Origin of the sequence: Antrihabitans stalagmiti, assembly GCF_016482825.1 — a bacterium.
Lineage (GTDB): Bacteria > Actinomycetota > Actinomycetes > Mycobacteriales > Mycobacteriaceae > Antrihabitans > Antrihabitans stalagmiti.
The window spans coordinates 258,269-278,365 of sequence record NZ_JAEMNV010000006.1 but is presented as its reverse complement, the minus strand read 5'-3'; the positions used below and the strand labels follow the sequence as shown (position 1 = coordinate 278,365).

General features: G+C 64.1%; 24 protein-coding genes. 15 read left to right on the top strand and 9 right to left on the bottom strand.

Features of this window, described 5'->3' with window-relative positions:
• Positions 1 to 26: 26 nt before the first annotated feature.
• Together JGU71_RS19710 and JGU71_RS19705 are read left to right on the top strand one after the other, a co-directional pair.
• Entirely contained in the window at positions 27 to 731 is a 705-nt protein-coding gene (locus JGU71_RS19710; protein WP_199705982.1) for an HNH endonuclease family protein, read from the top strand.
• Between the two features lie 15 nt (positions 732 to 746).
• Positions 747 to 1,571: a shikimate 5-dehydrogenase gene (locus JGU71_RS19705; RefSeq protein WP_199705981.1), complete on the top strand. Its 825-nt coding sequence runs from the start codon at positions 747 to 749 to the stop codon at positions 1,569 to 1,571.
• A gap of 4 nt (positions 1,572 to 1,575) precedes the next feature.
• Here JGU71_RS19705 and JGU71_RS19700 read toward each other — a convergent pair whose 3' ends face one another.
• On the bottom strand, positions 1,576 to 2,394 hold the full coding sequence (locus tag JGU71_RS19700; RefSeq protein WP_199705980.1) for a sulfurtransferase: 819 nt from the start codon (positions 2,392 to 2,394) through the stop codon (positions 1,576 to 1,578).
• Positions 2,391 to 2,906: an O-acetyl-ADP-ribose deacetylase gene (locus JGU71_RS19695; RefSeq protein ID WP_199705979.1), complete on the bottom strand. Its 516-nt coding sequence runs from the start codon at positions 2,904 to 2,906 to the stop codon at positions 2,391 to 2,393. The genes JGU71_RS19700 and JGU71_RS19695 overlap by 4 nt, the downstream gene beginning before the upstream one ends.
• A gap of 30 nt (positions 2,907 to 2,936) precedes the next feature.
• Between JGU71_RS19695 and JGU71_RS19690 the strand changes: the two genes are divergently transcribed.
• On the top strand, positions 2,937 to 3,374 hold the full coding sequence (locus tag JGU71_RS19690; RefSeq protein WP_199705978.1) for an acyl-CoA thioesterase: 438 nt from the start codon (positions 2,937 to 2,939) through the stop codon (positions 3,372 to 3,374).
• Between the two features lie 15 nt (positions 3,375 to 3,389).
• Here JGU71_RS19690 and JGU71_RS19685 read toward each other — a convergent pair whose 3' ends face one another.
• Both JGU71_RS19685 and JGU71_RS19680 read right to left on the bottom strand, forming a co-directional pair.
• Positions 3,390 to 4,418, bottom strand: a complete 1,029-nt coding sequence (locus JGU71_RS19685) for a phosphotransferase family protein (protein ID WP_199705977.1) — start codon at positions 4,416 to 4,418, stop codon at positions 3,390 to 3,392.
• Positions 4,415 to 5,239, bottom strand: a complete 825-nt coding sequence (locus JGU71_RS19680) for an SDR family oxidoreductase (protein ID WP_199705976.1) — start codon at positions 5,237 to 5,239, stop codon at positions 4,415 to 4,417. Before JGU71_RS19680 ends, JGU71_RS19685 begins: the two co-directional genes overlap by 4 nt.
• 135 nt (positions 5,240 to 5,374) lie before the next feature.
• On the opposite strand from JGU71_RS19680, the gene JGU71_RS19675 reads away from it, so the two are divergent.
• Positions 5,375 to 5,749, top strand: a complete 375-nt coding sequence (locus JGU71_RS19675) for a DoxX family protein (protein WP_199705975.1) — start codon at positions 5,375 to 5,377, stop codon at positions 5,747 to 5,749.
• Positions 5,750 to 5,751: 2 nt separating this feature from the next.
• On the opposite strand, the gene JGU71_RS19670 is transcribed toward JGU71_RS19675, so the two are convergent.
• The gene (locus JGU71_RS19670; protein WP_199705974.1) at positions 5,752 to 6,228 is read right to left on the bottom strand and encodes an Lrp/AsnC family transcriptional regulator; all 477 of its coding nucleotides are present in this window, start codon (positions 6,226 to 6,228) and stop codon (positions 5,752 to 5,754) included.
• A 182-nt stretch (positions 6,229 to 6,410) separates the two neighbouring features.
• Between JGU71_RS19670 and pdhA the strand changes: the two genes are divergently transcribed.
• From pdhA to JGU71_RS19645, 5 genes are all read left to right on the top strand, one after another.
• On the top strand, positions 6,411 to 7,499 hold the full coding sequence (pdhA, locus tag JGU71_RS19665; RefSeq protein WP_199705973.1) for a pyruvate dehydrogenase (acetyl-transferring) E1 component subunit alpha: 1,089 nt from the start codon (positions 6,411 to 6,413) through the stop codon (positions 7,497 to 7,499).
• Positions 7,496 to 8,467: an alpha-ketoacid dehydrogenase subunit beta gene (locus JGU71_RS19660; RefSeq protein ID WP_199705972.1), complete on the top strand. Its 972-nt coding sequence runs from the start codon at positions 7,496 to 7,498 to the stop codon at positions 8,465 to 8,467. The genes pdhA and JGU71_RS19660 overlap by 4 nt, the downstream gene beginning before the upstream one ends.
• The gene (locus tag JGU71_RS19655; protein WP_199705971.1) at positions 8,467 to 9,750 is read left to right on the top strand and encodes a dihydrolipoamide acetyltransferase family protein; all 1,284 of its coding nucleotides are present in this window, start codon (positions 8,467 to 8,469) and stop codon (positions 9,748 to 9,750) included. Before JGU71_RS19660 ends, JGU71_RS19655 begins: the two co-directional genes overlap by 1 nt.
• Positions 9,751 to 9,784: 34 nt before the next feature.
• Entirely contained in the window at positions 9,785 to 10,939 is a 1,155-nt protein-coding gene (locus JGU71_RS19650; RefSeq protein ID WP_199706097.1) for an MFS transporter, read from the top strand.
• Between the two features lie 140 nt (positions 10,940 to 11,079).
• The gene (locus tag JGU71_RS19645; protein ID WP_199705970.1) at positions 11,080 to 11,982 is read left to right on the top strand and encodes a type IV toxin-antitoxin system AbiEi family antitoxin; all 903 of its coding nucleotides are present in this window, start codon (positions 11,080 to 11,082) and stop codon (positions 11,980 to 11,982) included.
• Positions 11,983 to 12,032: 50 nt separating this feature from the next.
• Here JGU71_RS19645 and JGU71_RS19640 read toward each other — a convergent pair whose 3' ends face one another.
• Genes JGU71_RS19640 through JGU71_RS19630 form a run of 3 tightly spaced genes read right to left on the bottom strand, consistent with a single transcriptional unit; the run spans position 12,033 to position 14,904 of the window.
• Positions 12,033 to 13,451: an NAD(P)(+) transhydrogenase (Re/Si-specific) subunit beta gene (locus JGU71_RS19640; RefSeq protein ID WP_199705969.1), complete on the bottom strand. Its 1,419-nt coding sequence runs from the start codon at positions 13,449 to 13,451 to the stop codon at positions 12,033 to 12,035.
• Positions 13,451 to 13,780: an NAD(P) transhydrogenase subunit alpha part 2 gene (locus JGU71_RS19635; RefSeq protein WP_199705968.1), complete on the bottom strand. Its 330-nt coding sequence runs from the start codon at positions 13,778 to 13,780 to the stop codon at positions 13,451 to 13,453. Before JGU71_RS19635 ends, JGU71_RS19640 begins: the two co-directional genes overlap by 1 nt.
• The gene (locus tag JGU71_RS19630; RefSeq protein ID WP_199705967.1) at positions 13,780 to 14,904 is read right to left on the bottom strand and encodes a Re/Si-specific NAD(P)(+) transhydrogenase subunit alpha; all 1,125 of its coding nucleotides are present in this window, start codon (positions 14,902 to 14,904) and stop codon (positions 13,780 to 13,782) included. The genes JGU71_RS19635 and JGU71_RS19630 overlap by 1 nt, the downstream gene beginning before the upstream one ends.
• Positions 14,905 to 15,075: 171 nt before the next feature.
• Between JGU71_RS19630 and JGU71_RS19625 the strand changes: the two genes are divergently transcribed.
• The 6 genes from JGU71_RS19625 to JGU71_RS19600 are packed head-to-tail and all read left to right on the top strand — an operon-like array spanning position 15,076 to position 19,677.
• Positions 15,076 to 15,819, top strand: coding sequence for an SIR2 family NAD-dependent protein deacylase (locus JGU71_RS19625; protein ID WP_307829729.1), 744 nt, complete (start codon positions 15,076 to 15,078; stop codon positions 15,817 to 15,819).
• Entirely contained in the window at positions 15,816 to 16,979 is a 1,164-nt protein-coding gene (locus JGU71_RS19620; RefSeq protein ID WP_199705965.1) for an FAD-dependent monooxygenase, read from the top strand. Before JGU71_RS19625 ends, JGU71_RS19620 begins: the two co-directional genes overlap by 4 nt.
• A gap of 25 nt (positions 16,980 to 17,004) precedes the next feature.
• Positions 17,005 to 17,442, top strand: a complete 438-nt coding sequence (locus JGU71_RS19615) for an HIT family protein (protein WP_199705964.1) — start codon at positions 17,005 to 17,007, stop codon at positions 17,440 to 17,442.
• Positions 17,439 to 18,200 carry a mycothiol-dependent nitroreductase Rv2466c family protein gene (locus JGU71_RS19610; RefSeq protein ID WP_307829728.1) on the top strand — a complete coding sequence of 254 codons (762 nt, stop codon included), beginning with the start codon at positions 17,439 to 17,441 and terminating at the stop codon, positions 18,198 to 18,200. Before JGU71_RS19615 ends, JGU71_RS19610 begins: the two co-directional genes overlap by 4 nt.
• Positions 18,201 to 18,204: 4 nt before the next feature.
• Positions 18,205 to 19,023: a maleylpyruvate isomerase family mycothiol-dependent enzyme gene (locus JGU71_RS19605; protein WP_199705963.1), complete on the top strand. Its 819-nt coding sequence runs from the start codon at positions 18,205 to 18,207 to the stop codon at positions 19,021 to 19,023.
• A gap of 12 nt (positions 19,024 to 19,035) precedes the next feature.
• Positions 19,036 to 19,677, top strand: coding sequence for a Type 1 glutamine amidotransferase-like domain-containing protein (locus JGU71_RS19600; RefSeq protein ID WP_199705962.1), 642 nt, complete (start codon positions 19,036 to 19,038; stop codon positions 19,675 to 19,677).
• On the opposite strand, the gene JGU71_RS19595 is transcribed toward JGU71_RS19600, so the two are convergent.
• Positions 19,674 to 19,985 carry a hypothetical protein gene (locus JGU71_RS19595; protein WP_199705961.1) on the bottom strand — a complete coding sequence of 104 codons (312 nt, stop codon included), beginning with the start codon at positions 19,983 to 19,985 and terminating at the stop codon, positions 19,674 to 19,676. The genes JGU71_RS19600 and JGU71_RS19595 overlap by 4 nt on opposite strands.
• Positions 19,986 to 20,097 lie beyond the last annotated feature (112 nt).

Here is a 20,097-nt window from a genome sequence, read left to right as displayed (position 1 = left end):
TTTGTGCGACTACGACTCGGGGGGACATGACACGTCGACGGCTACGCATCGCCGCCTGGTGCGCCGCGCTGCTGGCCTTCGCGGGCTGCGGCGTGCTTGCACAGCGCACCGAAGCACCCGCACCCGGAAGCCCCGATCGCGCGCAGCTCGAGCAGTTGCTCGACGCCGTCGCAGTTGTACCTTCGCGCCCCAATGCAGCCGACTACCAGCGCGGCTGCAAGGTCGGCGAAGGCTGTGTCTTCGGGCCGTCTTGGTCCGACGACACCGACGCACCAGGCGGACACGACGGTTGCGATACCCGCAACGACGTTCTCGGCGAACAACTCACCGATGTCGTCTTCCGGCAGGGCACCCGCAACTGCGTCGTACTGTCGGGCCAACTCGCCGACCCCTACTCCGGCAAAACCGTGCCGTTCAGCAAAGCCAATGCCGGCGACATCCAGATCGATCACGTCTACCCACTCGCTGCCGCGTGGGATTTCGGCGCTTCGACGTGGCCACTGGAACGGCGGATGGAGTTCGCCAACGACACTCGATACAACCTGCTGGCCGTGACTGGATCGATCAATCAGGGCAAAAGTGATGACACACCGCAAGATTGGCTGCCTCCCGACGGGGCGTATCACTGCTTCTACGCCGGGAAGTACCTCACGGTCGCCGTGCAGTACCGACTACCGATCAGCGAGGCCGACAAATCAGCGCTGACACGCGTCGCCAAAGGCTGCGACTGAGCTAGCGTGAAAGCCGTGGACCACGCGCGCACCATCTCGAAAGACACGACATTGTGCATATCGCTCGCCGCCAGGCCGAGCAACATCGGAACTCGGTTTCACAACTACCTGTACAACGAACTCGGCATCGACTTCGTCTACAAGGCCTTCACAACCCCCGATTTGGCGGCGGCAATCGCCGGGATCCGAGGCCTCGGCATTCGCGGCGCATCGGTGTCGATGCCGTACAAAGAGGACTGCATTCGCTACATCGACGTCATGCACGATTCGGCCGCCGCAATCGATTCGGTCAACACGATAGTCAACGACGACGGCACCTTGCATGCGTACAACACCGACTATCAGGCAGTCGTGAATCTGTTGCACGACAACGACGTACCCGCCGACTACTCGTTCGCGGTCGCCGGCAGCGGCGGCATGGCGAAGGCGTGTGTCGCGGCACTGTGCGAGGCGGGCCGCACCGACGGTATCGTGATCGCTCGCAACGAAACTGCAGGTACCGCACTTGCCGGGAAGTACGGTCTACGATGGCAATCCGACCTCGCCGAGCAGCGACCTCAGCTGCTACTCAACGCGACACCTGTCGGCATGGACGGCGGACCCGAAGCGTCCGCGCTCCCCTTCCCCGACGAGGCGGTAGAGGCTGCCGAAGTCATCTTCGACGTCGTCGCCAAACCACCGGAGACACCGTTGATTCGACTCGCACGTGGCTTGGGCAAGACCGTGATCACCGGAGCCGAGGTGATCGCCCTACAGGCCGCCGAACAGTTCGAGCTCTACACGGGCGTGCGTCCGAGCGACGACCTGATTCGCGCGGCATCCGAGTACTCCCGATCGTAATGAGCTAAACACCAGTAGCCACTTCACGATTCGGGTCGTTCGACCATTGCGACCACGAACCCGCATAGAGCGCGGCGTCGACCCCGACTACGGCGAGCGCCGCAATCTCGTGGGCAGCGGTCACACCGGAGCCGCAGTAGACGGCAACCGGACCGTTCAGCGACGCGAACCGGTCGCGCAACAGGCTTGTGTCTGCGAAACGACCTGAGCCGTCGAGGTTTCCGGCGGTCGGCATACTCACCGCGCCCGGTATGTGACCGGCTCGCGGATCGATGGGCTCCTGTTCGCCGCGAAAGCGTTCGCCCGCACGGGCGTCCAGCAACACCCCCGTCCACTGCGCCGCAGCATCGATATCGATGACCGGCATTGCGCCACCTGACAATTCGACGTCACCCTCCACCGGCGGCGGTTGTGTGCCGGACTGCAACGGATGACCCGTTGCCACCCAGGCAGGAAAACCGCCGTCCAGAATCCGAACGTCGGTCAGCCCACCCCACCGCAACAGCCACCACGCACGCGCCGCAGCCATGCCACCGGTCGCGTCGTAGACGACAACCGAGGCGCCCTGCCGAATTCCCCAGCGCCGCGCGCTGACCTGCAGATCAGCCGACGACGGCAACGGATGCCGACCTGCCTCCGGCGAGGGCGGGTCCGCCAATTCGGTTTCCAGGTCTACGAATACGGCGCCCGGAATGTGCGCGTCGAGATAGTGAGCGTGGCCATCCGGGTCGCCGAGCGCCCAGCGGACGTCGAGCAGGACCGGACCGTCGCCGCCAGCGACAGCAATTGCCAGTTCGTCCACCGAAATCAAAACCGCCGTCATACAAGACCCAATTCCGCTCGAAGTAGTTGCGCCATCGGCGAACCGAACGCGACGAACGTAACCCTATGGACCTTCGCCCCAGCAGCACGAACCGCGGTCACCGCCTGATGGACCGCGTCATCGTGCGGCCAGCCGTACACGCCTGCCGAAATCAACGGAAAGGCAACGGTCCGCGCACCGACCTCGTCGGCAACTTCCAGGCTCCGGGTGTAGGCCGAACGCAAGATCGCCGACCTGTCCTCGCGCGCCGAGTACACCGGGCCGACGGTGTGGATCACCCAGCGCGCCGACAGCCGTCCCGCGGTCGTCGCAACGGCGTCACCAGCAGGCAATCCGTTGGGCAGCACGCTCGCCCGGAGCTGCCTGCATTCGGCCAGAATTTCGGGCCCGCCCGCGCGGTGAATCGCGCCGTCGACACCGCCGCCACCGAGCAACGCGGAGTTCGCGGCATTCACGATCGCATCGACTGTTTGTGTCGTGATGTCGCCCTGAATTACCTCGATCTCGGTCATGGACCCATCATGCCGCTATCGTCTTCCTCGATGACTTCGAACTTGCGCGCCGACGCCTACCCGGTGCTGTGGCCTGTCCCGACGCGCTGGTCGGACAACGATCACTACGGTCATGTCAACAACGTGACGTACTACTCGTACTTCGACACGGCCGTGAATGCGTGGCTGATCGAGTCGACGGGGACCGACATCCGGAACCTGTCCGCGATCGGCGTCGTCGCAGAGACGTCGTGCAAATACGTCAGCGAACTGTCGTTTCCCGACAAACTGCAGGTCGGGTTGTCGATCGAACGCCTCGGCAACCGCAGTATCGTCTACGCGCTAGCGATCTTTCGGGACAGCAGCGCCGGCCTCGAACTCGCCGCGACCGGACGTTTCGTGCACGTCTACGTCGACGCCGTGACGCGCATACCCGTGCCGATTCCGGAGCCGATCCGCACCGCCGCGCTTACGATCGTTCGCCAGTAAGGCGCGGCAGCACTCTTAAAGTCCGACTTCGTCAGCCGTAGCGATTGCACGCGCGATGATGTCGTCGACCATCTTCGTCGACACGTCCATCACGCCACGATTTCTCGGGTCGTTCAACAGCCTGCGCAGTATGCCCTCGGCGATGATCGACACCTTCCAGAGCGCGAGCGTGTGCCAGAAGCCGAGCGCTGACGGGTCCCTGCCGGTCTGGGCGAAGTAGGCGTCCGCGAGTTCGGCACGGGTGGGAAAGCCGTCGAGGGTCGACGACATAAACGGACCGACGTAGCCTTCGCCAGCTTGGGGCCAGTACGCGAGCAGCGCGCCGACGTCGGCGAGTGGATCACCGAGTGTGCACAGTTCCCAGTCCACAACTGCTGTGACCCGACCATCCACGCTGGAGGTGATCACGTTGCTCAGGTGGAAGTCGCCGTGGACCAACGTCAGTTCGCGCTGTTCGGGTACGGCGGCGCGGAGGCGCTCGGCAAGCCCTTCGACGCCGGCGTGCTCCCGGGTCTTCGACTTGTCCCACTGGCCGCTCCAGCGTTTGAGCTGACGTTCGGCGTAGGGCTTGTGGCTGGCCAGGTCAACAAGCCGGGTGGCGTCCAGGTCGACGGCGTGGATGCTCGCGAGCGTGTCCGTCAGCGAGGCACCGATCTGTGCGCGGCGCTTGACGGTGAGCTGTTCGGCGACCGCGACGTCGTCGACGACCGTGCCGTCGACGAAACTCATCAGCATCATCGGCGCGTCGGTCACCGCAGGATCTTCGGTCAGTCCGAGAACCTTCGGTACCGGTACTCCGGTGTCCTGCAGCGCTGTGAGGATCCGGTGTTCCCGTACCACGTCGTGTGCGGAGGCGAGCAGCGTGCCGAGCGGTGGTCGACGTAGCACCCAGCTTGCACCTGCCGCGTCGGTGACCAGGTAGGTGAGGTTGGACTGGCCGTTGCCGATCCGCCGGAAATTCAACGGCGCCTTGGCATTCAGACCGAGCGCCGTGGTGATCCAGCCCGTGACGGCGGCTTCGTCGATACCGACCGCGGTGCTCATACGCCGTCCGCCGCGAGCAGTGCGTCCTGGTAGCGACGCATGCCGAGAATCCAGCGGTCGTAGTCGGAACCCTTGTGGCGGTAGAACTCCAGCACCTGCGGATGCGGCAATATCAAGAACCGTTCGTCGGCGACGGCGTCGACGACGATATCGGCGACGTCTGCAGGATCGAGCACCTCACCAGCGGTCCGCACTGCTCGGGCCGCAAGTTCGGCGGATTTGTCACCGGCCGAGAAGCCGGTGTCCAGAAGCGCCGTCTGCACTCCCATCGGGCACAGGCAGCTGACGCCGATTCCTTTGCCGCCGTAGGTAATCGACAGCCATTCGGCAAAGGCGACGGCACCATGTTTGGACACCGAATACGGGGCCGAGCCGAGCTGGGTCAACAGCCCGGCCGCCGATGCTGTGGTCACGAAATATCCACTGCCACGCTCGACCCACCCGGGAACGAGCAACTTCGCGGCCCGAACATGGGCCATGACGTTGATCTGGAGCGCCGCGTTCCACTGTTCCTCGGTGCTGTCCAGACCCAAGCCACCGGCGATGCCCGCGTTCGCGAAAAAGAGGTCGACCGGGCCGAACTCGGCTTCGGTACGTGCGATGAGGTCGCGCAAGATGGCCTCGTCGGCCGCGTCACCGGCCGAGAAAATCACGCTGTCCGGACGCTCGACGGCGATCTCGGTCGCAACACGCTCCGCGGCCGCACCGTCGAGGTCGGTGACGACGACTCGGGCGCCACCCGCAGCGAGGCGTCGTGCCAATGCAGCCCCGATGCCTGCGCCGCTTCCCGTGACTATCGCAACTTTGCCGGAGATGTCCACGTGCCGAATAGTAGGCGGCTTCGCCGCTCGTGCGTCCTTTCGGTGGGCCCAACCACCAAAAGGACTCACGACCCGCTTGCAGCTGTAACTACCGAACCAGCAATGCGGGACCGCCCCGGGTGATAGGAAAAGCCCATGTACATCGCGGCCGTTGTGTGTTCCGTCGTCCTCGCGCTCGCCGCGGTGGGTTCCGGACTACCGAAAGTTCAGCTTCGTGGTCAGGTGTGGTCGCGATTGCGCGGTCGTGGATTCAGTGCACGGACGGTACGCATCGTCGGCGTCGTCGAACTTGTCATCGCAGTTCTTCTTGTTGCCGGTCTCCTCTTTCTGCCCGTCACGATCTTTGCCTGCGTCGCCTTCGGTGTGGTTCTGATCTGGGCGGTCGGACAGCATGTCACGTACGGCGACTACGGCAATCCCGACAGCCAGAAGGAAGCGTTCATCCCGCTCGGAACTCTGGGATTCACGGTCCTGACGCTGGTAATCGTGATCGCAGCAAGCGGCGGCTAGCTCTAACGCCGCTGTTCGGCAAGACGTTCGAGCAGAGGTGCGAGTCTCGTGCTGACTAGCTCCCTCATCACAAGCGCCATATTCGTTCGCTCGACGCCCGGTATCCGCAGGATTCGTCCCGCGACGAGATAGAGATCGTCGGCGTCGATTCCGACGACCTTCACCGAGAGGTCGGTCAGTCCCGATATGCCGTACACCTCGATGACTTCGGGGATTTCGGCGAGCGCGACGACCACCGAATCCAGCTGATGTTGATCGACAACTGTCGCAACGAGCGCGGTCAGCGGATAGCCGAGCGCACGCGGATCGACCCGTCGATCCACCGAGCCGAGTGCCCCGCTTTCCTCCCATTTCGCGATCCGCGCCTGGACGGTATTGCGGGAAAGTCCGAGCCGCTGAGCGAGTTCGACACCGGTCGCTCTCGGGTTGCGTCCAAGGGCAAGAAGCAGCTTCGCGTCTGTCGCATCCAAAGTTGACATATGACGCAGTATGACACGCAGTCGTGACGTAAGACCATGCATTCTGCTCAGTTCTGCGAGCTCCACTTGCGCATCGCGCATTATCGTGGATCCTGTGAAGTAGGACACACCACAGTCCGCAGACATACCGCTAGCGACCCGCTGGACCCACAAAGTCCGCCGAGCCTGTCAGGAGGTGCACGATGGCCGACAAACCCGCCTACCCGGTGCAATTGGTGCAACCGGACGGCCGAAGAGTGCTCGACCGCGAATTCGCACCACTCGTATCCGACATCGGCGCCGAAGAACTCCGCGACCTCTACACCGACCTCGTGGTCGTTCGCCGAATCGACAGCGAAGCCACCGCGCTGCAACGTCAGGGCGAACTGGGACTCTGGGCCCCGATGCTCGGCCAGGAAGCCGCACAGGTCGGTTCGGCGCGAGCACTGCACCCCGACGACTACGTCTTCACCAGCTATCGCGAACACGCGGTCGCCTACTGCCGCGGCGTGGATCCGGCGGTCCTCACCCGGATGTGGCGTGGCGTCGCACATTCCGGCTGGGATCCGGACTCGGTGAACATGACCAACCCGGCGATCATCGTCGGCGCGCAGGGTCTGCACGCGACCGGATACGCATTTGCCGCGCACCTCGAAGGTGCCGAGATCGCGACGATCGCCTACTTCGGTGACGGCGCGAGCAGCCAGGGCGACATCTCCGAAGCGCTCATCTTCGCCAGCAGCTGGAGTGCACCGGTCGTCTTCTTCTGCCAGAACAACGGGTGGGCCATCAGCGAGCCGGTCCGCCTGCAGAGCGCGACACCGATTGCGCAGCGCGCCTTGGGTTTCGGAATCCCCGGCATTCAGGTCGACGGCAACGACGTGCTCGCGGTCCTTGCCGTGACACGGCAGGCGATCAAACGGGCCCGCGAAGGTGGTGGCCCGACGTTCGTCGAAGCAATCACCTACCGCATGGGTCCGCACACGACGTCCGACGACCCGAACCGCTATCGCTCGCGTGCCGAGACCGAAGAGTGGAAGGCGCGCGACCCGATCGACCGCGTGCGACGACTCCTCGAGCGCGAAGGCCTGATCGACGACGCATTTCTCGCACGGGTACAGAACGTGGCCGACTCGGTGGCCGCACGACTGCGCTCGGCAACGATCGACATGCCCGACCCAAAGCCGGAACAGCTTTTCGACAACGTCTACGCGACGCAGACACCACTGCTCGCCGACCAAAGTCGCGACTACGCAGCATATTTGGACAGTCTGGAGGAGGTTCGATCATGATCACCCTTGCCGGCGCACTCAACGCGGGGCTCCGCCGAGCGCTCGAGAACGACCCGAAGGTCGTGCTTATGGGCGAAGATATCGGCAAGCTCGGCGGCGTCTTTCGCGTGACCGACACCCTGCAGAAGGACTTCGGTGACAAACGAGTCATCGACACCCCGCTCGCCGAATCCGGCATCATCGGAACGGCTTTCGGCATGGCGCTGCGCGGCTTCCGCCCTGTCTGCGAGATTCAATTCGACGGCTTCGTCTACCCGGCCTTCGATCAGATCGTCTCCCAGGTCGCCAAAATCCGATACCGCACCGGCGGAAACGCCAAGGCACCACTGACGATTCGCATTCCGTTCGGTGGTGGCATCGGCGCCGTCGAGCACCACTCGGAATCTCCCGAGGCTTACTTCGCGCACACAGCAGGTCTGCGCGTAGTGGCCCCTAGCAACCCTGCCGACGCATACACGATGATTCAGCAGGCGATCGCACTCGACGATCCCGTGATCTTCTTCGAGCCGAAGCGACGCTACTGGGACAAGGCCGAGGTCGATCTCGACGCAGCACCTACCCTCTCGCTCGACTCCGCACGGGTCGTCGTGCCGGGAACGGACGCGACGATCGTCACCTACGGCGGCACCGTCACGACCGCCGTCGCCGCCGCGAAAATTGCAGCGGAAGAGGGACATTCGCTAGAGGTCATCGATCTGCGATCGATCTCCCCGATCGACTTCGACACCATCGAAGCCTCGGTCCGCAAGACCGGCCGATTGGTGATCGCACACGAGTCGCAGGTGTTCCTCGGAATCGGAGCGGAGATCGCCGCGCGAATCTCCGAGCGCTGCTTCTACCAGCTAGAGGCGCCGGTGCTACGGGTCGGCGGATTCGACATCCCCTATCCCCCAGCCAAACTCGAATCGCATCACCTGCCGAGCCCCGACCGCATCCTGTACGCGGTAGACAAGACGCTGGCCGCCTGATGCCACAGCTCGAATTCCGTATGCCCGATCTCGGCGAGGGTTTGACCGAGGCCGACCTCGTGACGTGGCTCGTCGCCGAGGGCGATCACATCGAACTCAATCAGACCATCGCCGAGGTCGAGACCGCCAAGGCAATGGTCGAGCTGCCCTCGCCGTACGCGGGCATCGTCGCCGAACTTATCGTCGACGCAGGCGACACCGTCCCCGTCGGTGCGCCGATCATTCGCGTGGCCACGGAAGGCTCCGTTCCCGAACCTGCGCCCGCGGATCCTGTTGCGGCAGAGCCGGACCTCGTCGAACCCGCTGCCGAAGAACCCAAACGGCAGCCCGTGCTCGTCGGCTACGGACCCGGCGCCGCCGAGAAGAGTCGCCGTCGTAAGCCGGGATCGGAAGTGAAGGTCCAGGACGCCGAACCGGCCATGGCGGTTGATCACACACGACCCGACGCCAAGCCGTCTGCCCGCAAACTGGCCCGCGAACTCGGCGTCGACCTCGCCACCGTCACTCCCGCCGGCCACGCGATAACCGTGGACGATGTTCGGGGACAGACCGATTCGGTCGTCGCGGCGCCAACCACCACCGATCGCGAGACCCGAACCAAGATCGCCGGAGTCCGCAAGTGGACCGCCGAAGCGATGGTGACAAGCTCGCAGACGATTCCGCATGTCACCGAGTTCGTGACCGTCGACGTCACCGCGTCGGTCGAACTGATCGAGCAGCTTCGTACGACGAAGGCGTTCAAGGATCTCAAACTGACCCCACTCGCTCTCGTCGCTAAGACGATCCTCGTTGCGCTGCAGGCACATCCGAGCCTCAACTCCAGCTGGGACGAAGCGGCACACGAGATCGTCACCAAGAACTACGTCAATCTCGGTATCGCCGTCGCCGGTCCTCGCGGCCTACTCGTTCCGAGCATCAAAGAGGCGCAGGCCATGAGTCTGGTCGACCTGACCGGCGAGATCACCGCCCTCGCCACCAAGGCACGCAACGGCGACGCGACACCCGCCGATCTGCGTGGCGGCACCTTCTCGATCACCAACATCGGCGTCTTCGGCATCGACTCGGGCACGCCACTGATCAACCCGGGCGAAGCCGCGATCCTGTGCCTGGGCTCGATCCGTAAACGTCCGTGGGTAGTCGACGACGAGTTGGCTGTCCGCTCTGTGACGACGCTCGGACTGTCGTTCGACCACCGCCTCGTCGACGGTGAACAGGGCTCGAAGTTCCTCGCCGATGTCGCCGCGATGCTGGAGGACCCGCTGACGCTGATCGGTCGCGCCTGAGAAGGTACATTCGGATCGCGTGCCTCCCCAAACGATCGACAAGCCACTCCGCATTGCGCGGGTCAGCGTCTTCGGGATCTTCGGAGTCAACGGTTTCATCCTCGCCCTGTGGGTCGTCCACATCCCGTCGATCCTCGATCGCACCGGGGTGTCGAAAGCGTCCCTAGGCCTGTTGATCCTGCTCGTCGCTGCGGGCGCGATCGTCGGAATGCAACTCGCGGGTCCGCTTGCGGACAGGTTCGGCAGTCGGCCACTGGTAGCGGGGTCCGGCGCGATCGTTTCGGCGAGCGTGATCGGTCCCGGCCTCGCCGACAACGCCGTCGAACTCGGCATCGCGTTGGTGGTACTCGGTTTCGGTAACGGCGCGCTCGACGTGTCCATGAATACGCAAGCGGTGTACGTCGAACGGGCGTACGGCCGTCCGATCATGGCTGCTTTCCACGCGCTGTTCTCGTGTGGCGGTGTTGCCGGTGCCCTGCTCGGCGCCGCGACCCTGGCCGCCGACTGGGACATTCGTGTGTCGCTACTTGTCGGAGCCTTGATCGGAATGGTTCTGGCCGCACTGTTTTCGGCCCGACTACTGCCGCACGTGCAACCCGAGCACAAGCCAGCGACGACGGGTGCGCCGAAACAACGCCCGTCGAGCAGGGTCTGGGCACTCGGCGCGATCGCATTCTGCGTGCTGCTCTGCGAAGGCGTCGCAAACGACTGGAGTGCGCTGCAGGTCAAGGACGACCTCGGGGCGTCCGATGCAACGGCAGCACTGGCGTTCGGAGCGTTTTCGACGTTGATGACGGTCGGGCGATTCGGTGCGGATCGTGTCGCTGCTGCCATCGGTCCGGTAGCGGTCGTCCGGTACGGGACGTTCGTCGCCGCACTCGGTATGGGCATGGTGGTGACGTCGGACTGGATCGGGCTCACCCTCGCGGGCTGGGCGTTGTTCGGACTCGGGCTTGCCGGAGCGGTGCCGCAGATCTTCACCGCGGCAGGCAACCTCAGCAAAGATGGCGCGGGGGTGAACATGTCCAGGGTGTTCGGGATGGGCTACCTGGCGTTCCTAGCAGGTCCCTCGCTCATCGGCTGGCTGACGAAGGTGATTCCACTGACGACCGCGATGTTGGTGCCGTTCGTCGCGGTCCTTATCGCCGGCATTTTCGCCGGGGTCGTAAAACCAGCGTCGAGTGCATAGTTGTTCAGGCTCCAGACCCGAATCTGCCTGCACAACTATGCGTTCGGCAGTTGTGCACAGGCGAGAAAGTTATCAACAGGCACACTGTTTCCGCAGGTCGTCGAGTCGGTACAGGCTGACCGCTGTCGCACAGTAGGCGAATGAGACCGAACCTCAGTCTGTTGGCAGGCAAACAGTCCGGCGCATTCACCTGGCAGCAGGCCCGGGTCGAGTACACGCGTCCCGAAATCGAAACCCGGATCAGCCGCGGCCATTGGGTCCGGGTGTTTCGCGGCGTCTATCGCCATCAGAACCGTCAACCGACGCCACTGCTCACGCTGGAGGCCGCACGTCTGTCCATGGATGCCAGCTCGGTGATCGCCTGCCGCAACACCGCCGCGCAACTGCATGGGATCTCCGTCGTCGACGACCCAACCGTCCACCTGCTCACACCAGACTCGCGGATGACGCGTCGCCGATCTGGATTGATCGTGCATCGCGACCATATCGAGGAGTGCGATCTCGTCCAGGTCGGAACCGCAACGGCGACGACTGCGCTGAGAACAGCAATCGACACTGCACGGACGTCCGATCGCCTCGATGCCTTGGCGATTCTGGATCTGGCGCTTCGAAACGGACTCGGCCGCAGCGCCCTGACTGAAGAACTCGAACTCCACGCCGGTAAGCGCGGCTGTCGGCACGTCGCCGAGCTACTCGACTACGCAGACCCGAGAGCCGAGTCACCGATGGAATCGCGTACCCGTCTGCGGTGCATCGACGCCGGACTTCCGCGTCCCGAGCTGCAGGTCGTCGTGCGAGCGCGTGGCATCGTCCGCAGACTCGACCTCGGCTGGGAGCGCTGGAAGATCGGCCTCGAATACGAGAGCAAGGAGTGGCACAGCGGACCCGATGCCCCGAGCCGCGACAACCCTCGCCACAACTGGCTGCAGGATCTCGGCTGGCAGATGTTCTACGTCGGACCCAACCAGGTGTACCGCGCGCCGCACGAATTCACCGACCCGATTCGCCGCTCGATCGCCCGCAAACAGCGATCGAGTGCATAGCTGTTCAGGCTCCGCGGGCGGATTTTGCCTGAACAACTATGCACTCGACGTCAAAGAGCCTTCAGCTCTTCCGTGACCGCGCCTACCGACTTCTTGGCATCGCCGAAGAGCATCGAGGTGGTGTCTGCGTAGAAGAGCGGGTTGTCGATACCTGCGAAACCGGAGTTCATCGACCGCTTCAACACGATGACCGACTTCGCCTGATCCACGTTGAGGATCGGCATCCCGTGGATCGGTGACGAAGGGTCGTTGCGCGCCGCCGGGTTGGTGACGTCGTTTGCGCCGATCACCAGGACAACGTCGGTGCGCTGGAACTCACCGTTGATGTCGTCCATCTCCTTGAGCGCTTCGTAGGAGACTTCGGCCTCGGCGAGCAGCACGTTCATGTGGCCTGGCATACGACCGGCGACCGGGTGAATCGCGTACTTGACCTCGACACCCTTCGCTTCCAGCAGCGACGCCATCTCCTTGACCGCGTGCTGTGCCTGCGCGACTGCCATGCCGTAGCCGGGAACGACGATCACCTGGTTGGCGTATGCCATCTGAATCGCGGCATCGGCAGCGTTGGTCGCCTTCGCGGACTTGGCTTCACCGTCACCGGCAACTGCTGCCACACCCGCGCCGCCGAAGCCGCCCGCCACGATCGCCGGGATGGACCGGTTCATCGCCTTGGCCATGAGGTTGGTCAGGATCGTGCCCGATGCGCCGACGATCATGCCGGCGACGATCATCGCCTGGTTGTTCAACGCCAGACCCGCGGCCGCAGCCGACAGACCCGTCAACGCGTTGAGCAGCGAGATGACGACCGGCATGTCCGCGCCACCGATCGGCAGCACGACCATCAGGCCGAGCACACCCGACGCAACGAGCACGCCGACGATCCACCACTGCGAGACGCCACCGTCGGAAGCACCGATACCGATGACGACCGACGCGGCGATCGCACCGATCAGCAGCAACGCGTTGACCGGCTGCTGCAGTCGCCCGAGGGTGATCGGAGCGCCGGACAGGATTTCCTGCAGCTTGCCGAATGCGATGAGCGAACCCCAGAACGAGATCGAACCGATGATCGCTGCGAACAGGGATCCGACGATGATGTGCACCGTCGGCTCTTCGCCGTGCTTGAAGTTCGAGAAGCCGGACGTGTCGAGGAACTCGGCCCATGCGATCAATGCGACCGTGCCGCCACCGACGCCGTTGAACAGCGCGACCAACTGCGGCATGGCCGTCATCTTGGTGCGCTGCGCAGGCGGAATGCCGAGTGCGATACCGATGACGAGACCGGCGACGATCAGGATCCAGTTGCCGGTGTCGCGGATCGAGATCAGGGTCGCGATCACCGCGATGGCCATACCAACCGCTGCGATCTGGTTACCCCGGACCGCGGTCTTCGGGCCGGTCAAGCCCATGAGCCCGTAGATGAACATCGCGAACGCGATGATGTAGAGCACTGTTACGAGGTTGTCCATCAGGCAGCGTCCTTCTCGGAATCAGCAGCAACCTTCGCGGCAGGCTTGGCTTTGAACATGGCCAACATGCGGTCGGTCACCACGAAGCCACCGATCACGTTCAGGGTTCCGAAGATCACCGCGACGAACAGAATGATCTGAATGAGCACGGAAGGATCCTCGACCCGACCGAGCGTCACCAACGCGCCGAGCACGACGATGCCGTGGATCGCGTTGGTACCCGACATCAGCGGCGTGTGCAGCGTGTTGGGCACCTTCGAGATGACCGCGAACCCGACGAACCCGGACAACACCAGGATCGCGATATTCGAGAGCAGTTCGGTGTACATCAGACGGTCTCCTTGTCACGTGTGACGCAGGAATCGGCGACGACCTGATCGGTGAAATCGGGCGCGAAGGCACCGTCTTTCAACATCAGTTCCAGTAGTGCCGAGACGTTCTTGGCGTAGAGCTCCGAGGCGTGCTCGGGCATCGTTGCCGGCAGGTTCAGTGGCGACGCGATGGTCACACCGTGTTTGACGACGGTCTGCCCTGGCTCGGTCAGTTCGCAGTTGCCGCCGGTCTCACCGGCCATGTCGATGATCACCGAACCCGGCTTCATCCCCTCGACCGCAGCGGCGGTGACGAGGCGCGGAGCCGGACGGCCCGGCACCAACGCGGTCGTGATGACAACGTCGAACCCTTGGATCGCCTTCTCCAGAGCCTGCTGCTGCGCGGCGCGCTCGTCGTCGGTCAGTTCGCGCGCGTAGCCACCTTCGCCGGCTGCGTCGATTCCGAGGTCGAGCCACTGTGCACCCACCGAGCGGACCTGATCGGCCACCTCGGGACGCACGTCGTAGCCGGTCGGACGACCGCCGAGACGCTTGGCGGTTGCCAGTGCCTGCAGTCCGGCAACACCGACACCGAGGATCAACACTGTCGCGGGCTTGACCGTGCCGGCGGCGGTGGTCAGCATCGGGAAGAAGCGCGTCGACTCCGACGCGGCCAAAAGCACTGCTTTGTAGCCGGCGACGTTGGCTTGGGAGGACAGCGCGTCCATCACCTGTGCACGCGAGATACGCGGAATTGCTTCCACCGCGAACCCCTGCACGCCGGCGTCTTTCAAGGCACCGATCTTGGTGTCCGCATTGCGCGGGGCAAGGAAGCCGATCAACGTTTGACCCGAGGTCAGCTTAGCGATCTCCGCGTCCGACGGCGGGGCAACCTTCACCACCACGTTCGCTGACCAGGCGTCACCGATCGAGGCACCCGCCTCGACGAAGGACTCGTCAGGAATCAGCGCGCCGATACCGGCGCCCGCTTCCACAACGACGTCCACGCCGTTCTTGATCAACGACGCCACGACTTTCGGCACCAACGCCACTCGCCGCTCGCCGTCGTTCGATTCGCGAACGACGCCGACCACGACGCGCGGCCGGGCATCCGACGACTCAGCGCTCTGTGTTGTCTCCAACGTCTCAGACTTCTTCCTGTGGGTGCGCGAAACGGTAAGAACCTTTGGGAATCCTAACTTACTGCAAAGTAAGTTAGGAATCGTGCTATGTCTCGCGCCAACGAAAGGCCGGACGTGAGCGTATCCGACGCCGAGAGGCAAAAGTCACCTCCCCGTGGCTACTCTCCAGTAGTGCGTAGTGACATTCCCCACGATGTGACGTCGCTGGTCGCCGACGCGAGCCGGATCGCCGTTCTCACCGGCGCAGGGATGTCCGCCGAGAGTGGCGTTCCCACGTTTCGGGATGCGCAATCCGGTCTGTGGAAGCAGTACGACGTCATGCACCTCGCCACCCCCGAGGCGTGGCAGGCAGATTCCGCGCTGGTCTGGGCGTGGTACCAATGGCGCGCGACGCTGGTCGGGCGCGCAGAACCAAACGCCGGACACCTCGCACTCGCGCAGTGGACCAAATCAGCCGAGGTCACGATCGTCACCCAGAACGTCGACGACCTGCACGAACGAGCGGGCAGTGCCGTCGCCGCCCACGTACACGGCAGTCTCTACGAGCCCCGATGCAGCGACTGTGGCAGAGCAGCAGCCCTGACCCTCCGCACCGAACTCCTCCAACGTATGCCGCCACCCCACTGCACGATCTGCGACGGACTCGTTCGCCCCGGCGTCGTCTGGTTCGGCGAAGCCCTGCCGACCGAACCGTGGGACCGCGCCTTGGCAGCCGTCGCTGCGTGTGACGTTCTCCTCGTCGTCGGAACATCGGGGGTCGTCTACCCGGCTGCGGGACTCCCGTCGGTTGCACGTGCCGCAGGCGTGCCCGTCGTCGAGATCAACCCGACCGACACCGACCTCACCGACCAGGTCGACTACTCGTGGCGAGCAACGGCAGCGACCGCACTCCCCCTTCTTGTGGCATCGCGATGACCCGCACCCGAGCGATCGTCATCGGCGCAGGCGTCGGTGGTTACACAGCCGCGATTGCACTGCGGGCCAGAGGCATCGACGTCGAGATCTACGAGGCAGCGCCTGAGCAACGGACGACCGGAAGTGGCATCAACGTCGGCAGCAACGGCACCGCGGTGCTGCGCAACCTCGGAATCGAACTCGGGGCGCCGCTGCCCGGGCAGGCACTGGAACAGCTGGAGATCAGAACCCACACCGGCAGATCGGTCCGACAGCTGCCGCTCGGTTCGATGTCGCGTGCCCTCGGCGCGCCGACCATCGGCATCTCACGCAACGACCTTATCTCGCTGTTGCGCACAGCGGCAGGAGATTGCCGCGTCCATTTCGGTGCGGAACTGTCGCACTTCGAGGTCGACGGATCAGCGGCGACGGCGTTCTTCGCCGACGGCAGATCCGCGACCGCGGACGTCTTGATCGGCGCCGACGGCATTCGCTCTGCCGTCCGCAGCCAGTTGGCGCAGACCAACCCGCTGATCGAGTACGGCTACGTGTGCTGGTCGGCCGCGATCCCGTTCACCCATCCACGGTTGCCGTCCGGTCTCGCCGCCCAGTACTGGGGTTCAGGAAAGCGTTTCGACCTGGTCGACATCGGCGGTGGCAACGCGTACTGGTGGGGCACCGAACGGCTCGGAATCGAGGCCGCCAGGACCGCGCGCGGCGACCAGCGGACGCTGCTGCACGCATTCGACGGCTGGGCCGACGAAGTACTCGACGCGATCTCGCACACGCCTGACTCGGTGATCGGTGCCGTCCCCGCGCAGGACCGACCCCTACTGCAGCAATGGGGCTCCGGCCCGGTGACGCTGCTCGGCGACGCGGCGCATCCGATGCTCAACAGCCTTGGCCAGGCGAGCGGTGCAGCGATCGAGGACGCATGGGTCCTGGCACAGACTCTCGCGTCGACCCCCGACGTCACGAATGCACTGCGACGCTACGAGCAGAACCGGATGGCCCGGACCCTCACGATGGTCCGCAATGCTCGTCGCCGCGACCGCATCGAACAGCTGGGAAACCCACTCGGCTGCAGGATGCGTACCTTCGCGTTGCGCTACTCCCCGACCACAGTGCTCGCGCGCCCGACGCTGCACGCGATGCGATTCGAACCGTCGCCGACTCCCTAAAAGTTGTGCGCTGCATACTGACCTCATGGCTGATTGCATCTTCTGCACGATCGTCGACGGCGACGCTCCGAGCACGAAAGTGTACGAAGACGACGACGTGCTCGCGTTCCTGGATATTCGGCCGATCACTCGAGGCCACGTCCTCGTGATTCCGAAGGCACACGCGACGGAACTCAAGGATCTCGATCCCGATCTCGGTACGAAGGTTTTTCGCGTCGGCCATAGTCTCGCGATGGCTGTTCGGCAGTCCGATCTGAAGGCCGATGGCGCGAATCTCGTCATCAACGACGGCAAGTCGGCATTCCAGACGGTCGGGCACGTCCATCTGCACGTGATCCCGCGACAGTCCGGAGACAAGCTGCGCTTCGTCGGCGGTCTGGTGCTGCGGCGCAGCAACGACCCGAAAGGGACTGCCGCCGCCATCCGCGCAGGCCTGGAACGTCTCGAAAGCGATCACTCGTGACTGCCCCGACACCGCTCGCACCGACCCAGATCGAATATCACTTCGATCCCATGTGCCCGTTCGCGTATCAAACCTCGATCTGGATCCGCGAAGTCCGCGCGCTGACCGGACTGCAGATCGACTGGCGATTCTTCAGCCTCGAGGAGATCAACCGCGTCGATGGCAAGAAGCATCCGTGGGAACGGGACTGGTCCTACGGTTGGTCCCTGATGCGCATCGGAGCACTTCTACGCCGCCGCGATCGCGAGGATTCCGGTGACCGGCTCGATCGTTGGTACGCGACGATCGGGCGCGAATTGCATTCCTACGGCGGCAAACCGCACGACCCGGTCGTTGCGCGGGGACTCCTCGAACAAATCGGGATCGATCCGGCGACCGTCGACGAAGCCATTGCCGACCCGACCACCCACGACGACGTGCGCGCCGATCACCAACGGGTCGTGACCGCGGGCGGGTTCGGTGTGCCGACGCTCTTCTTCCCCGACGGCCAAGCCCTGTTCGGGCCCGTTCTGATCGACCCGCCGACCGGCGATGCGGCCCTGCGACTCTGGAGTCTTGTCACCGGAATGTTGGAGTTCCCCAACGTCTTCGAGTTGCAACGCCCCAAAGGCGAGCGCGAAGGCCGCGCGATCGCGGAAAGCCTTGCGCCCTACGTGACTGGGCGCGATTGGATCAGCATCAACCGTGGCAAGGTCGTCGATCTGTCGATGGTCCCCAAGACGGTCCCTCAAACCAGCACCGACGCCGGGAGTACGTAGCGACATGCCGTCCAACGACAAACAAGCAATCACCACAACCCTTTTCGACGAGTGGAAGACGATCGAGGACCTACTCGCCCAACTCGACGAGGACGCCTGGAACGCCCCGACCGCGCTGCCTGAGTGGACCGTGCACGATGTCGTTGCCCACCTCGTCGGCACCGAATCGTTCCTTGCCGGTGTGCAGCCCCCGCCAACCGAGGTCGACGTCAAAGCACTTGCTCACGTACACAACGACATCGCCGCGTTGAACGAAAGCTGGGTCATCGCACTGCGCGACCTGACCGGTGCCGAGATGCTCGCACGCTTTCGCGAGATCACGACGCTGCGCCGCGAAACACTGACCGCCATGCCGCAGGAGGAGTGGGACGCCGAATCCTTCTCTCCACTCGGCCAAGTGCCCTACGGACGGTTTATGCGCCTACGGGTATTCGACTGCTGGATGCACGAATTGGACATCCGTGACGCTGTGGGAATCGTGGGCAACGAAGGTGGCCCACGTGGCGAGATGGCCTTCCTCGACATCTACGAGGCTCTGGGTTACGTCATCGGCAAGCGCGGTAAAGCGCCCGAGGGTGCGCGAATCGCACTCGAGCTCACCGGACCGCTGCAGCGCACACTCAATATCTCGGTCGACGGTCGCGCACGAGTGGTCGACAGTTTCGACGCCGACCCGACGACCATCGTCCGACTGGATTCCGGGCTGTTCACCCGACTCGCGGGTGGGCGCACCACAGCCGCTGAGCACGCAGCGCGAATCGAACTCGAGGGCGACACCGAAGTGGGTCAGCGCATCGTCGACAATCTCGCCTTCGTCTTCTGACGTCGGTCGGGCATGCGCCTGTTTCTCGCGTCGTACCGCTTCGGCGCGCACCGCGACCGCCTGCTGACGCTGCTCGGCACGCCGCCCGGTCGCGTCGCAGTGATAGCCAATGCGGCGGACGCCTGGCCTGCATCGGCACGCGCGTCAGCTGTCACGAGCGATATCGTGCCGCTGCAGAAGCTGGGCTTCAGCGCGGAGGAAGTGGATCTGCGCGAGTACGTCGGTCGGGCTGACGATCTCGCCGAGTCGCTGTCGGGGTTTCCGTTGCTGTGGGTTCGCGGCGGCAACACGTTCGTGCTGCGCGCGCAGTTCGCTCGAAGCGGTGCCGACGTCGTGGTTCCCGAACTACTGGGTGCTGACCGGATCGTCTACGCCGGTTACAGCGCGGGAGCCTGTGTGCTCACACCGTCGCTGCACGGATTGGAAAGTTCGGACAATCCCGACGAAGTGCAACCGACCTGCGGCATCGAACCGATCTGGTCGGGACTCGGACTGGTGGATCGGGCGATTGTGCCGCATTGGCAGTCGCAGTTCGACGATCCTGCGGTGTTGCAACGCGTCGCGGAAGGGTTTCGCGACAAGCAAGTGCCGTTCTGGACCCTGACGGACGAGCAGGTCGTCGTGGTCGATGGACCTCGAGTCGACGTGCTCTAGCTGATGTGCGCGAGTGGTGCCTGGCGATCGAGGACGGCCCACGTGACACTGCTGCGGCGGATCGTCATCTCGTCGGAGTCGGCGAGCAGGATTTCCAACAGAGCCTTGGGACGTCGGCGCCAGCTGGCACGGACCTCCTCCAGAACGGTGTCGTCGAAAAGTCCGGAGTTGTCGAGCGCGGTCAGCCACGGACTCAGATCGCCGTTGTGAATTCGCACGATGGTGTCGTAATCGACGCCGCCGTCGCGCATCTCGTAGGAAAACATTGCCGAGATGAGCTGTGCGATGTTCTGGTGTTCGGCGTTCATCGGATGTCCCTTCTCCTGTGGAGGTTCGCTGACGCTATTCCGCTTATGGGCGATATTTGGTTTCGCCGACAGAACGACCTGGTAACAGAGTTGCCAAAGTGGTCAGTGTGAA

Excerpts from the sequence above, each read along its gene's own strand:
- JGU71_RS19710 (WP_199705982.1), top strand. The coding sequence starts at position 27 with ATGACACGTCGACGGCTACGCATCGCCGCCTGGTGCGCCGCGCTGCTG.
- JGU71_RS19700 (WP_199705980.1), bottom strand. The coding sequence starts at position 2,394 with ATGACGGCGGTTTTGATTTCGGTGGACGAACTGGCAATTGCTGTCGCT.
- JGU71_RS19695 (WP_199705979.1), bottom strand. The coding sequence starts at position 2,906 with ATGACCGAGATCGAGGTAATTCAGGGCGACATCACGACACAAACAGTC.
- JGU71_RS19690 (WP_199705978.1), top strand. The coding sequence starts at position 2,937 with ATGACTTCGAACTTGCGCGCCGACGCCTACCCGGTGCTGTGGCCTGTC.
- JGU71_RS19685 (WP_199705977.1), bottom strand. The coding sequence starts at position 4,418 with ATGAGCACCGCGGTCGGTATCGACGAAGCCGCCGTCACGGGCTGGATC.
- JGU71_RS19675 (WP_199705975.1), top strand. The coding sequence starts at position 5,375 with ATGTACATCGCGGCCGTTGTGTGTTCCGTCGTCCTCGCGCTCGCCGCG.
- JGU71_RS19670 (WP_199705974.1), bottom strand. The coding sequence starts at position 6,228 with ATGTCAACTTTGGATGCGACAGACGCGAAGCTGCTTCTTGCCCTTGGA.
- pdhA (WP_199705973.1), top strand. The coding sequence starts at position 6,411 with ATGGCCGACAAACCCGCCTACCCGGTGCAATTGGTGCAACCGGACGGC.
- JGU71_RS19660 (WP_199705972.1), top strand. The coding sequence starts at position 7,496 with ATGATCACCCTTGCCGGCGCACTCAACGCGGGGCTCCGCCGAGCGCTC.
- JGU71_RS19655 (WP_199705971.1), top strand. The coding sequence starts at position 8,467 with ATGCCACAGCTCGAATTCCGTATGCCCGATCTCGGCGAGGGTTTGACC.
- JGU71_RS19645 (WP_199705970.1), top strand. The coding sequence starts at position 11,080 with ATGAGACCGAACCTCAGTCTGTTGGCAGGCAAACAGTCCGGCGCATTC.
- JGU71_RS19640 (WP_199705969.1), bottom strand. The coding sequence starts at position 13,451 with ATGGACAACCTCGTAACAGTGCTCTACATCATCGCGTTCGCGATGTTC.
- JGU71_RS19635 (WP_199705968.1), bottom strand. The coding sequence starts at position 13,780 with ATGTACACCGAACTGCTCTCGAATATCGCGATCCTGGTGTTGTCCGGG.
- JGU71_RS19620 (WP_199705965.1), top strand. The coding sequence starts at position 15,816 with ATGACCCGCACCCGAGCGATCGTCATCGGCGCAGGCGTCGGTGGTTAC.
- JGU71_RS19615 (WP_199705964.1), top strand. The coding sequence starts at position 17,005 with ATGGCTGATTGCATCTTCTGCACGATCGTCGACGGCGACGCTCCGAGC.
- JGU71_RS19605 (WP_199705963.1), top strand. The coding sequence starts at position 18,205 with ATGCCGTCCAACGACAAACAAGCAATCACCACAACCCTTTTCGACGAG.
- JGU71_RS19600 (WP_199705962.1), top strand. The coding sequence starts at position 19,036 with ATGCGCCTGTTTCTCGCGTCGTACCGCTTCGGCGCGCACCGCGACCGC.
- JGU71_RS19595 (WP_199705961.1), bottom strand. The coding sequence starts at position 19,985 with ATGAACGCCGAACACCAGAACATCGCACAGCTCATCTCGGCAATGTTT.